The 13,172-nt window shown below is 40.3% G+C and carries 10 protein-coding genes; 3 read left to right on the top strand and 7 right to left on the bottom strand.

Annotated features, from left to right (window positions below; translation table 11 throughout):
- Positions 1 to 28: 28 nt before the first annotated feature.
- Together KO533_RS03960 and KO533_RS03955 are read right to left on the bottom strand one after the other, a co-directional pair.
- On the bottom strand, positions 29 to 1,516 hold the full coding sequence (locus tag KO533_RS03960; RefSeq protein WP_173246238.1) for a methyl-accepting chemotaxis protein: 1,488 nt from the start codon (positions 1,514 to 1,516) through the stop codon (positions 29 to 31).
- Positions 1,516 to 2,532, bottom strand: coding sequence for a transporter substrate-binding domain-containing protein (locus KO533_RS03955; protein ID WP_219252952.1), 1,017 nt, complete (start codon positions 2,530 to 2,532; stop codon positions 1,516 to 1,518). Before KO533_RS03955 ends, KO533_RS03960 begins: the two co-directional genes overlap by 1 nt.
- A gap of 494 nt (positions 2,533 to 3,026) precedes the next feature.
- Here KO533_RS03955 and KO533_RS03950 point away from each other — a divergent pair, with 494 nt between their 5' ends.
- A complete protein-coding gene (locus KO533_RS03950) occupies positions 3,027 to 3,944 on the top strand; it encodes a sulfite exporter TauE/SafE family protein (RefSeq protein ID WP_219252949.1) in 918 nt (305 codons plus the stop codon).
- A 102-nt stretch (positions 3,945 to 4,046) separates the two neighbouring features.
- Here KO533_RS03950 and KO533_RS03945 read toward each other — a convergent pair whose 3' ends face one another.
- The 3 genes from KO533_RS03945 to KO533_RS03935 all read right to left on the bottom strand — a co-directional run bounded on the left by KO533_RS03945 (position 4,047) and on the right by KO533_RS03935 (position 9,074).
- Positions 4,047 to 4,733 carry a SapC family protein gene (locus KO533_RS03945; protein ID WP_219252947.1) on the bottom strand — a complete coding sequence of 229 codons (687 nt, stop codon included), beginning with the start codon at positions 4,731 to 4,733 and terminating at the stop codon, positions 4,047 to 4,049.
- Between the two features lie 43 nt (positions 4,734 to 4,776).
- The gene (locus tag KO533_RS03940; protein WP_219252945.1) at positions 4,777 to 6,300 is read right to left on the bottom strand and encodes a tryptophan halogenase family protein; all 1,524 of its coding nucleotides are present in this window, start codon (positions 6,298 to 6,300) and stop codon (positions 4,777 to 4,779) included.
- 149 nt (positions 6,301 to 6,449) lie between these two features.
- Positions 6,450 to 9,074: a TonB-dependent receptor gene (locus KO533_RS03935; protein WP_028760908.1), complete on the bottom strand. Its 2,625-nt coding sequence runs from the start codon at positions 9,072 to 9,074 to the stop codon at positions 6,450 to 6,452.
- Positions 9,075 to 9,503: 429 nt separating this feature from the next.
- Here KO533_RS03935 and KO533_RS03930 point away from each other — a divergent pair, with 429 nt between their 5' ends.
- Positions 9,504 to 10,520, top strand: a complete 1,017-nt coding sequence (locus KO533_RS03930; protein WP_131525952.1) for a LacI family DNA-binding transcriptional regulator — start codon at positions 9,504 to 9,506, stop codon at positions 10,518 to 10,520.
- 49 nt (positions 10,521 to 10,569) lie between these two features.
- Here KO533_RS03930 and KO533_RS03925 read toward each other — a convergent pair whose 3' ends face one another.
- Both KO533_RS03925 and glnB read right to left on the bottom strand, forming a co-directional pair.
- The gene (locus tag KO533_RS03925; RefSeq protein ID WP_105249931.1) at positions 10,570 to 11,859 is read right to left on the bottom strand and encodes an NAD(P)/FAD-dependent oxidoreductase; all 1,290 of its coding nucleotides are present in this window, start codon (positions 11,857 to 11,859) and stop codon (positions 10,570 to 10,572) included.
- Positions 11,860 to 12,055: 196 nt separating this feature from the next.
- Positions 12,056 to 12,394, bottom strand: a complete 339-nt coding sequence (gene glnB, locus KO533_RS03920) for a nitrogen regulatory protein P-II (protein WP_028760911.1) — start codon at positions 12,392 to 12,394, stop codon at positions 12,056 to 12,058.
- Between the two features lie 241 nt (positions 12,395 to 12,635).
- On the opposite strand from glnB, the gene KO533_RS03915 reads away from it, so the two are divergent.
- The gene (locus KO533_RS03915; RefSeq protein ID WP_219252943.1) at positions 12,636 to 13,148 is read left to right on the top strand and encodes a GspH/FimT family pseudopilin; all 513 of its coding nucleotides are present in this window, start codon (positions 12,636 to 12,638) and stop codon (positions 13,146 to 13,148) included.
- Positions 13,149 to 13,172 lie beyond the last annotated feature (24 nt).

Here is a 13,172-nt window from a genome sequence, read left to right as displayed (position 1 = left end):
GATTATCCTTATCTAGCTCCAGAAATGGCTATAATCTGAAGGAAGTTACTAACGTCCGCAGTCTTTCCCCTTGGTGAAACAGTCGCTCGCTCGAGTGCGCTAAGTGCTCGCTATCGAGTGAGGCTGAACCTGAGACATTGGCAAGATCATTTAACGTGCGAGAAATCGCTTCGGTGACGCAGGTTTGCTCCTGTGCCGCATGGGAAACTTCGATGTTCATATTACTGATATTTGAGACTAAATCAGTCACTTTAGTAAGCACTAACTTAATTTCTTCTGAGCGGTTAACGCCCTGAGTTGAGAGGGCTTGGCTCGCTTGCATCACAGTGACCGTTTCGGCCACTCGGCTCTGGACCTGCTGGATCATTTTCTGTATTTCACCAGTTGCCTGTTGGGTTCGGCTCGCCAGCGTACGCACTTCGTCGGCAACCACAGCAAAACCGCGCCCTTGTTCACCCGCCCTCGCCGCTTCAATCGCAGCATTAAGCGCCAGTAAGTTGGTTTGTTCGGCAATACTGTTGATGACTACAACGACTTCATCAATCTTTTGCGTTTCTTGCTGTAACTGTGAAACAGACAGTGCCGAGCGGGCTAATTCAGATGCCAGTTTACGAGTAATGTCTAATCCCGAATCGAACTGCCGCTGGCTGTCATCGACCGCTTTATCGGCCTGACTCGCCGCATCCGCGGTGCGTTTCGCATTAATGGCGACTTCATTGGCACTGGCGCTCAGCTGAGTTACAGCCGTCACTGCCGCCTCGGTTTCTTTTAATTGGGTTTGCACACGATCATTGTTGGTTTGCGACAGTGAACCAAGCGCTTTGGCATCGCCCAGTAATTGCCCTGAGGTTTCGTGCACTCTGGAAATCGTGCCGTGAATTTGCTCAACAAAACCATTAAATGCCTTGGCAAGCTGACCAATCTCATCCTGACTCTCAACGGGTAATCTGTGGCATAAATCGCCGTCACCGCTGGCAATTTCTTCCATAGCACGGACCACATTCCCAAGTGGATTAATCACTAAACGTTTAAGAATAATGAAGATAACAAATAAACTGCCACCGAGAATTAACAACGCCTGCAAGAAATAACCTAAGAGTAAATCTGACAACTGAGCGCGAATAGGCAACATAGAAAACTGAATAGCCAATTGGCCCGTTGGGTTACCTTGCTCAGCAAATTGAATTTCACGTTTCACTAGATACTCATCGGCCACTGTTTGAGCCTGTTGACTCTCGGCTAACACTTTACCGCGATGGTCACTCACGACAATATGATAAATCTGCGCAGATTTAAGCATCACAGATAGCACTGCACGGATCTGCTCATAGTCGTAGGTGAAGATGGGCTGCGCCATGGTCACTTGTAAATTGGCGACGGTATTTTCTTCAAACTCAGTTTCACTGGCGGCCAATTTATCGCTCGCCAACCAGTAAGATGCACCGAACAGAACGCTAACAATCATAAAAATTGCTGCCGCTAATCCAATCTGTACTTTTAAGGCTAATGTTTTCATTATTTTGCACCTTGCATACTAAAAAGATCTAACCATAATTCTGTGCGTTCTATTGGTGTTAATGGACTTAAATCAGGTGTATCAAGACGGATAATCACCCGTTGTTCAAACTTAGCCTCACGATACAGTTGCTCAATTTTAAGCTCGCGATTAAACATCTCATCAAAAGAGCCGTCGCTTACCATACTTTCAAGCCCGGCTAAAATGGCCGCAGCAAGTTCGGGGCGCTTAGGGGAAACAAAGAAATAAGCTGGCGAACGATATTGCAGCAGGATATGGCTATCGACCTTAAGTGCGGGATCGGGGTGATTTGCGAGTTCTTCGCCAATTTCCTGGGCGCCGAGGGCAAGATAATCGAAACGCCCGCCTTCTAACATGGGGTATAAATTGGTGTACTGATAGCTAGTGACGACGGGTAATCCATTGGCTTCTAAAATCGTTGCATCGGGCCAATAACGATTTTGCCCCACCTTTAACTGCCTAAAATCCGCCATGGTTTTCACATTAGCAAATCGTGCCTCATCCGATTTACGGATAATCAGCAGCCGATTACCGAGTAACCCTTTAAACAATGGAATGCGCACGGGAAGCACAGTTTCTTCCAATTCCTTTGAGGTCATGCTCCAAAACACGTCGACTGTCCCAGCGAGTGCTTCTTCGACCTTGCGCTTTTGATTCATTTGAGTCGACATTTCTTGCGCTTGATAACCCGAATCCGAGCGCCGCAGTGCTTCATCAAGTAACTTTAGTAACCATTCCTGCTGTATCGCGGTGGTGATTTTTTTTGAAACCTGTGCAGACGATTTAGACACATCAGAATTTGAAGCTAAATGGTTTATAGCTGTGTCGGTAGCAAATACAGCAAAAGAGGAAAATGCCGAAAAAAACGCTAATGCCATTATAAACAGGGGTATGCCAACCGTTCTTCTTGTCATGATGAGTGCGGTGATATGGGCAATGACACTCGTCATGCCAATTGCAATGACACGCATCACAGCCGTTAAATGAATCGCCATAAATTGCAGCCTCTTTTATTATCTGGTTTATACCAGTGAGTTTTATTTATCTATGCCGCTAACGTTCAAGTGCTGAGGTAGGCAATTGAGTAATACCGTAAAACATCCTAAAAAAATGGCTGGGCACTGCTTACAGTACCCAGCCCACGCTAGTTTCTGGGGAGAGACTATCAAAATATCAAAGACAAACGTATCGCCGCCCGACAGCAATACTCCTGCCAAACACATGATAAGGAGACCTCATCCTCTCATGCAGACCTTACAAACAACGCGTCACACAAGCAGATGACAGCGTTGTCATTATTAAAGTACACAAGAAAGAACAGGATTTCTACATTTTTTTGACAATTATTGTTATTTTTTATGAAAATACATAATTAATGCTAATTTTTCATATACTTAAAATGTTTAATTTATTTATTCAAGCTTATATGACAACGCTGTCTTTCATTGATAACATAGCGATAACATGACAAAGATCACGGTAGCTATTGATGAATCCCATTAACACACTTGTGCCCAATAATACCCAGCCTGCTCCGCGCTTAAATCGATATTACCTAAACCTCAGTTTGATATTACTACTCTGTGGAGCTTGGTTATTTTGGGCGAGCCATTTTCATTCGCTATTTGATCTTATCCAAGAATATGGACGCTTCGTTTTTCTAGGAATCACAGGAGCGATATTTGCAAACTCGACAGGAGCTGGCGGTGGCGTCATCTTTATTCCGGTATTTTCGAGCCTCAACTTTAGTGAGTCTCAAAGTGTCTCGACTTCATTTATGATCCAATGCTTTGGCATGACCGCAGGCGCGATTTCATGGTCACTGCATTATAAAAAGCACCACCGAGAAGATGATGCATGGTCTGGTTTTGTAAAAGCATCATTACTTGCTGCCTTCTTTTCTGTCTTAGGTTTCTGGAGTAGCCAATTACTACAACTCAATTCGCCCTCTTCGCTACACACCAGCTTTAGCATTTTCTCGATAGTGCTTGGTATCGCCATCATTATCAGTAGCAAAAGTAGCACACAAATCACTCGCTCTATAATGCCGGTCGATTTTCTTTGGCTCGCTCTCATTGGCTATTTCGGCGGTATTATCACAGCTTGGTTATCGGTAGGTGTCGGTGAATTAGTCGTCATTTATCTCATGATAAAGGGACTATGCGCCAAAATGGCGGTCGCCACTGGCGTTGTTGTTTCTGCGATTACAGTCTGGTCGGCAAGCCCTATCCATATTTTTTCAACAAATAGCCATGCCCTCTTTGAGTTAGTGTTATTCGCAGGCCCTGGCGCCATTATCGGAGGATTACTCGCTCGTAAATTAGCACTCTTTCTCCCAGTAAAAGTATTAAAACTCTTTTTCTCCATTTGGATCATTTTGACGGGTAGCGTCATGTTGGCGAGTTAGAAATTTATAAGTGATTCATATTCATTACTTAAATTTAAAGCTAGCATAAATAAATCGTATAATTTGATGCCACCAATACAGCATGACACCATTCTTTAAATGTTATTTATCCATGACTAAATCAATTAAACTAAGAGAACAAAGGTGTGCATAAATCACAGAGTAAAATCCACATTTTGCAAAATCCAGCATAACGCTTTCGTCTAGTTCATGAATTTTTTGTTCATCAACGGTATAAATACCATTAATATTGGTCTTAGTACCGTCCAGAGCATTTACTGTTAATGTTCTAGGCTGTAATAGCTCATGCTGTATTAAAGTCTTAATAAAATGTTTTGTAATTCCCTGATAGTCAGCCTGAAGACTGGCCAACTCTAGCTGCGTATTGAGATAAGCAGTATTATCGCCATCAGCTGTAAACAAAGAATTTTCACCGTTTTCACACACAGACGAGTTATTTAGATCAATTCCAATAATTATTTTATTATCAATATAACTCGCACCCAAAGGATACAATTGAACTTGAATAGGTAAATAACGAGCAATCCATCTACCATTTATCATCAATTTGTTCGAGTTCTCTTTTAAAGATGTAACTGCTACAGGTAAGAATTCACCTGTTTGAGAGTTTTTGGTAAATATAATAGGAAAGCTCGTTGCTGCTGACATGAACTCTTGAACCTGAAGAGGCAACATGTGCATTTTTTCAAAAACTTTATAGTCAATAATATTTTTCACTTTTAAGTGTCTATGAATAGAATCATTCAAAGGGACATAATGTGTTGTCATCTTTATTTTCCTTGTTAATATTTTCTATATAACTCGTACAATTCTATATAGATTGCAATCCGTAGAGACGGATTTTATCAAGTAGTTCTCTATGATCTGGCAACTCACTTATCATTTTACTTTTTAACAACGTCATCTTAGCCAGATGTTGAACAACGCGTTGATCAACTTCTGCATTGCTATAAGTGGGTCGAGTAGAATACTTCATACCGTAAAGCACATATAAATAATTTTCTCTGTTGAACACTTCAAACTTTGAAGGGAAATCCTCTGCGATTGGAATAAAATCTTGCCACATTTTAAGACGTTGTTTTAAGCCTTCAGGAATAGTTTCATCGGTGCGATTATCACGCCAGAAAGCAGAGTCTGACCTGTCGGATAAACAATAATGTAACTTAGCAAATTCAACGACTCTCTCCCACGCTTGAGAAACTGTTTCATTAAAGCGCTTAGCAAGATAATCAATATCATCTTTATCGGAAGGAAATCGCTCCGCAAGAAAGCGTGCAGAAAAGTCCGTCAGTAGAATAGATGTCGCTTCAATCGGTTCTAAAAATCCCTGTGCTAAGCCTAATGCAACACAATTTTTTACCCAAAACTGCTGACGATAACCAACTTTCATAGCAATTTTTCTATGTGAAAGATCGGCAAGTTGACCACCTAAGTACTGATCAAATGTATCTTCAGCTTCAGCATTACTCATATAATCAGTCGAGTAGACAAAACCAGTTCCACGTCTTTGCGTGAGGGCAATATCCCAAATCCACCCTGCCTGATGAGCCGTTGCAATCGTAAATGGCGGAATTTGATCTAAAGCCTGTGTGGGCACTTGAGCAACTAATGCTGTATTAATGAAGAGTTGGTGTGATTTATCAATAAATGGTACATCAAATCTTTTTGCTAAAAAAATAGATTCAAAACCACTGCAATCAATATAGAAATCAAAAAATAACTCCCCTTTATCTGTCAACAATGAACAAATAGAACCATCTTTCTCTAAAGAAATATCATTTACCGTTGCATAAATATGTTCAACATTAAATCGTTCAATGGCATTTTTAGCTAATAACTTAGCAAACTTTGCGGCATTTAGATGGTAAGCATAACCCATAACGCCACCATACTCCGGAGTTGTTATAAACTTAGGTCCTTTACTTTCCTCACAAACGGCATGCTGTGGCGAGACTAAATCGGCAAAGTGCTCTCTTGGATGAGTTAACCAATATGGTGTCAAATCCTCACCCAATGGACTCGGCATATCAAAAAGGTGATGATAAAAATTATTGTTTCCGTGCTTTGCTCGATCGAGCCAATTTACAAACTTTATTGACTGTTTAAAAGTGACGTCACAAGATTTAATAAAGTCTGACTCACTTATACCAAAGCTTGATAATGATTTACGTATTGAGGGAACAGTCCCCTCACCAACACCAATAATGGGGATATCTAGAGATTCGATGAGCGTAATGGAGAGTTCTGGATTGTTCTTTAAAACCAGTCCTAAATGATTAGCAGCTAACCAACCTGATGTCCCACCACCAACTATCGCTACTTTTCTTATAGTCATAGCATGATCCTACAATTAAGCGTGAACACATTTAGTCATATATTGGATAACCATTAGCCCTTTAATATTATTACTTTTAATTTAACGCAGCTTAGTGCTTAATAAAAAGCCTAGCAATTGCTAGGCTCTTATTAATCTAACTAATTAAATTAGAAGCGCAACGCAACACCGAGTTTATAACGGGCTTCACCATCAAAACTCCATACAGGGTAATTATCTTTAAATTCACTAATAACCCCCTCTGCATCCACTGGAGATACACCTTTTTGTACGCTATCTTCTTCAAGCAAGTTAACCACTTCAAAAGTTAACGACAGATAATCTGTTAGATTATAGCTAGCACTTAAATCTAAGGTGCCATACGCTTGATGTTCACGGTTACCATAGAACCCTGGTAATTCACGCATCATATATTCAGAACGCCAGTTATAAGCTACCCGAGCTGAGAAATCATCCATTTCGTAGTAACCAACTAAGTTTACAGTATGTTTGGATGAGTCAGAGAATACTCCAACACGGTCTGCATAGTTTTCAGCTGGTGATGAAGCGTCTGCAAAGGTGTAGTTAACTGAGTAACCTAAACCACTATCGAATGAATCTTGTAACTGAAGTTCGATACCATCAATTGAGCCACCATTAGCGTTATAATTTTCACTTACAGTCCAACAATCGTAAATACCCGCACCACATGTACTACCACCTGCAGTGATTAGGTTTGGATCTTCAATTCCTATTTGTTGATTCAGTTTTTCTCTTGTAGAGATAAATGAACTTACATCTTTGATAAAGTAAGTTGCTGCAAATAAACCTTCTCCACTGAAGTACCATTCTAAACTGACATCTGCTTGTGAAGCTTTGAAAGGTTGTAAATTTACGCTACCGGTGACTTTCTTCTCGTTACCAGGAGTACCATCGTTGAAGCCAGGTAACTTAGAGGTTGCGAATAAATCGGCATAATTTGGACGTGAAATAACTTGAGCTGCTGAGGCTCTTAAAATTAAATCACTTGCAAGATCGAATGCAATATTTACACTTGGTAAAACATCGTTATAGCTGGCTTTATCAGTACTTAAACCATCAGCATATGTACCTGTTTTGCTGAACGCATAATAATCAGATTCAACATCAGTAGACACATATCTTAAACCGAAGTTACCACGAACGCCTTCACCAGCGAATGTAGCCATAGTATAGAGCGCTAAATTCTTTTCTTGCAGTGTGCCATATCCTGATTTATCGAGAGTAAAACCATCGATAGCAGCATAGGCATCATTAATCATGTTATCAAAAATGGGCTTAGGTAAGGTGAAGCCTGCGCCAGATGACATAGTACCAGAATAATAAGCTGATGCATCTTTTGCTACTATATTAGAGGATTGAGCAGCCTCGGTAGTTTGAGTAACATCATGATCGGCATAACTAATGCCTGATTTAAATGACGTAATAGCACCTAGCTCAACAGGAATAGTAATGTCAAATGTCGCAAAGGACTCTTCATCAGTATTAGGTTGTTTTTTTAGAGCCCAACCCGCTGTTTCTAATTGTCCATTAAAATCAGAAGCATCAAATGCGTTGTTTGCAATGTTAATATCAATGACATCGCCAGTAGCATCATAGATACCCGCGAAATCTTCAGGTTTACCAATAGACTGACCATAGTTTGAAGTTAAATCGGTACCACCTTCAGCTTTGGTCTTACCAATACGACCTTCTAACTTATAAGCATCTGCCTGATATGCAAAATCCAAATCAATTGTGTCAGAAGACATACTCGCTTTACGTGCCCAAGTTTGAGCCCAAGCAAATCCACCTTTACCTGTGTGCTCAACTAATGTACACACGCCTGCAGCATTTTTCTTAAGGCAAGTATTTTCACCCTGCTGAGTAGGAAATAAGAAAATTGAAGTATTAGCATTGTTTGCATCAAGTTGAAGGCTCATCAAATTCAAACCAAACTCAAGATTATCAGTTGGTCTGTATTGGAATGCAGCATTAACAGCGGTACGCTCTCGATCTTGCTGGAATGTGGTCGGAACTATCTCCCCCCAACCAAGTAAAGATTCGATACCATTACGTTGATATTGAGTTTTATCTAAAGAACCTGCGACTAAGAAACCGAACTTTTCATCTTCCGTTTTCCAGCTATAAAGTCCTGAGGTTTGTGGATCTATCTCTTCGGATACAGTGCCGTAATCCCCCTTTGTACTTAAGAATACAGAATTTGCATCTAAATCTAATGGTTTACGGGTTTTAACAATTACAGTACCACCAATACCACCTTCGGCAATATCTGCCTGAGATGATTTGAAAACTTGAATACCGCCCACCATTTCTGGTGGTAATAGACTGTAATTGAAGCTACGGTCAATAGCTTGTTGATCAAACCAACCCGTTGAAGCCACAGAATGACCATTTAGTAGAGTACTGGTTAACTGGCTTGAAGCACCACGAATTGATACTTGTTGGCCTTGACCAAATTGACGATTAACCGCGACACCAGGAATGCGTCCTAAAGACTCACCCACATCTCCATCTGGAAATTTACCAATATCTTCTGCTGTGACCGCATCCACTACAGCATCAGAAAAACGTTTATCGTTAACTGATGCCTTCATTGATGCTCTCATACCGCGAACTTCAATTTTTTCAATATTATCAGGTGCTGCGGTGGTTGCCACGGCGTCTGCAGCAACAGCGCTGATGGATACAGCACTGCCAAGTAGGATAGCAATATTTGTAGCTAGTACAGTTTTCTTAAAGGTTGATGGTCGCATCTCGTTTCCCTTCCATAACTTTATTATCGTTTTAGTATTCATAACCATTCCCTGAGGAATGACAACGCTGTCATGTCTAGTGCAAACATTACACAATAATTAACAGCCTTGCCACAACAAAATAACGATGGAAGCAAAAAAATGTCATAAAGCAGAATACTGAATCAGTATTTTTATTAAAAATCATTATAAAACATGAGCTTTAATATTATGACGTAAATTTACAACTCCAAGCATAATTGTAACAATGATAAATTAACGCCAATTTGTAACAATTCAGGATTGCTAAGCACATCAAAAGCTCGCACTATAAGATGTATAAGTCAGAAAAAACTGATAAAAAATGTAAGCTTGTAAATTGCTGTTAAAGAATTTACGTTCATAGAACAGTTAACCCCTCGCGACCTTAGACAAAGAGTTTTTACATCAATGAAAGTCACTATCAACGACGTAGCTAAATATGCTGGAGTGTCTATCAAGACAGTATCCCGTGTAACCAATAACGAACCTTCAGTGAAGCAGGCCACCGTTGACAAAGTGAACGAGGCGATAAAAGCACTTAACTACCAACCTAATTTAGCGGCAAGAAATCTAGCAGGAACTAAATCCTATGCTATTGGTTTTATTTACGATAACCCAAACGCTTACTATATTATTGATATGCAAAATGGGATCTTGTCAGCCTGTAAAGACAAGGGCTATGAACTTGTCATCCACCCTTGCAATGCCAAATCAGAGACCATATGTGATGAGCTTACAGCACTAGTCAAATATTCTAGGCTCGCAGGATTAGTACTAACACCTCCCTTGTCAGAAGATCCTAAAGTACTCAAAGCACTCACTGAAATTGATGCTAACTATGTGCGCATTATTGCGGGAGAAAAAGACAACGATCAGAATGGATTGACTATTTTAGTCAACGATAAATTCGGTGCAGTTCAAATCACCCAGCATCTGATTGATTTAGGCCACAAGCATATCGCTTTTTTAAGCGGAGATTTACACCATGAATCCACCAAAGAGCGATTACTTGGTTTTAAACAGGCATTAACAATAAATAACCTAAAGCTGAATGAAAACTACATAATTGAAGGGAAGTACTCATTTGAGTCCGGTGTTGATGGCGCTAACAAGCTCATCAAACTAAAAAATCGCCCGACGGCGATTGTTGCTTGTAACGATGAAATTGCCGCTGGTGCACTTTTTGCGGCTCGTTTAGCGGGTTTAGACATACCCGTTGATTTATCAATTGTCGGTTTCGAAGATAGCCCATTCTCACGTCAAACCTGGCCTAAACTTACCACAGTACATCAGCCAAACGCAGAAATAGCTCAGGTTGCTACTGAATTATTAATAGCAAAACGTCGCGAGCAAGATGCAATATATTCTAGAACCTTTACTCCTGAACCTATCATTCGTGACTCGTCGGCAATTCCTAAACAATAAAAAAAGAGAGCATATTTGCTCTCTTTCTATCTCCTAAATCACATAGAAATCAATGTAATTTGAGCTTCGGACGCTGCCACTTCAATAACTTTTGTGCTACTCGATACACAATTGCCGAAAACCAACCATAAAGGCTGGCTAAATGCCTCTGATACAAAGAGATATACATCAATCTTGCTATATGGCCTTCAACAAAGAAAGTGCCAGAACGTAGGTTCCCCATTAAATTGCCTACCGCAGAGAAGCGGCTTAAAGACACTAATGAGCCGTAATCTTTATAAATAAAGGCCTTTTCAGGCTTACCTTGTAATCGATTAACGATATTATCAAACAAGGTATCAGCCATCTGAGCTGCTGCTTGCGCCCTTGGTGGAACAGGCTGGCCAGAACTTTGGATCAATAGAGCGCAATCACCAAGGGCGTAGATATCTTGATGACCTTTCACTCGCATACAATCATCAACTTCTACCTGATTTCGCGGAGTAATGGGCAGTTTTGCAAAATGCTGAAATGCTTTTGGCCCTTTGACACCGGCAGCCCATACTTTTAAGCCTGCTTTAATCACATCACCATCTTGGGTAATGAAACCATCACGAGTCACTTCTTTAACTTGAACACCGATATGTAAACGTATACCAATCTGATCAAGAACAGCTTGAGCCCTAGCGCTTACACGCTCTGGTAATTGAGGAAGGATTTTGGGTGACGCTTCAATCAAATGCACATCAAGATGATGCTTCGCGATATTCAGATAACCGTACTCTTTAACAGACTCAATAACATGATGAAGCTCTGCTGCCAATTCAACACCTGTCGCACCCGCACCGACAATACCAATGCTGACTCTTTCTTGCGTTTCATTTAATTGGAGTAAAGCGTCGAGTAATTTATGATGAAATAAATTGGCATTTTCAAGACTGTCTAAGAAAATACAATGCTCATCAGCACCTAATGTATTGAAACTATTAGAAACTCCACCCAATGCAAGCACTAAAAAATCGTAATTGATTTGTCGCTGCTCTAGGAGCAACTCACCTTCATCATTATAGACTGCGGCTAACTGAATCGATTTAGCATCCGGCTCACACTGCTCTATCTCACCACGAATATAGCGATAACCGTTTTTAAGTCCATGATCGCGATAGAGTAAACCTTCAATAGATTGATCTATCACACCAACAGCGACTTCGTGTAATTTAGGCTTCCATATATGAATAGGACTTTTATCAATTAAGCACACATCGACGACATCACTACCGCCCCATTTACGGCCCAACTTCGATGCAAGCGCTAAACCAGCAGCACCACCACCCACGATCACTATTCTTTTTGTAGCCAAAATGACAACCTCATAAAACTCATTTGCGAGGCTAAGTTATACCATGTTACAGATAAGAGATAACTACATTAGTTGAGTAAAACAGGCTATTTTCCATTAAAGATATTTCAGAAACCTAGCGGTACTATTTAGTTTTTCCACATGCTTAGGCAACAAAAAAGGGCCACTAGGCCCTTTAGAATCGTTCGTAAGCAGTTTATACCGCTTCTTCGTTTTCTTCACCCGTTCGAATACGGATAACACGTTCAACATCAGTGACAAAAATTTTGCCATCACCAATTTTGCCAGTACGGGCCGTTTCAACAATGACATCAATTGCTTGGTCGAGCAGATCGTCTTGGATCACTAACTCTATTTTTACTTTTGGCAGAAAATCCACCATGTATTCAGCACCACGATACAGCTCTGTATGCCCTTTCTGACGACCAAAGCCCTTAACCTCCAGTACCGTCATCCCAGTGATACCAATTTCTGCAAGTGATTCGCGCACATCATCTAACTTAAATGGCTTAATAATGGCTTCAACTTTTTTCATTAAAAATTCCTCATCCCTTGCAATAACATAAACAAACAGAATAACACTAGCTTACACGGGGTTACGTCAATATTGAAGTGAATGTAGTGCTTTACTCATAAAACACAGTTTCTATAAAATCGCTTTTAGCACATAAAAGTCTAAAAAAAGTACTATGAATATTGCCTCAGATTTTATACTTACATTCTAACCAGCACTAACTCGCTCGCGGGATGCAAGCGTAAAATAACAAGGATCTGTTATGAACTTCCATCGAAAAGGCTTTAGCCTGATAGAACTTATCACTACGATATCGATTTCAACAATCTTGTTAACAGTTGGAGCTCCTTCCTTTACCGAGCTCAGCGATCAGATAAGAGCTGATACCAATATTAAAACTATCCAGCAGACACTTCAATTTGCGCGAAATACAGCTGTTAGTTATGGTTATAGGGTCACAGCATGCCCACTCGTAAATGGAAAATGCACTCAAGATTGGCAAAAGGGATTAACAATTTTCATTGATACAGGTGTAGTCGAAAGCTTCGATGCTAACGATAAAATTATTAAGGTCATTGATGAATTCGATTCGAAAGATTTTTTAACATACAATAAAAGTTCGATAAAATTTCAACCTGATGGGTTAGCTTCTGGAAGTAATGGTACTTTCAAGTATTGCCCACGAACAATTGATAGCAAAAACTCCCGTGCAATCGTTGTTAATCAGGCGGGTAGAGTTCGCCTTTCTACCGCAAAAAATATCAATTGCGATTAAATTTAAATATATACTCCCTATTTA

Source organism: Shewanella sp. NKUCC05_KAH (assembly GCF_019345585.1).
In the GTDB taxonomy this organism is placed as follows: Bacteria; Pseudomonadota; Gammaproteobacteria; order Enterobacterales; family Shewanellaceae; genus Shewanella; species Shewanella oncorhynchi.
This window is presented reverse-complemented; position numbering and strand designations above follow the sequence as displayed.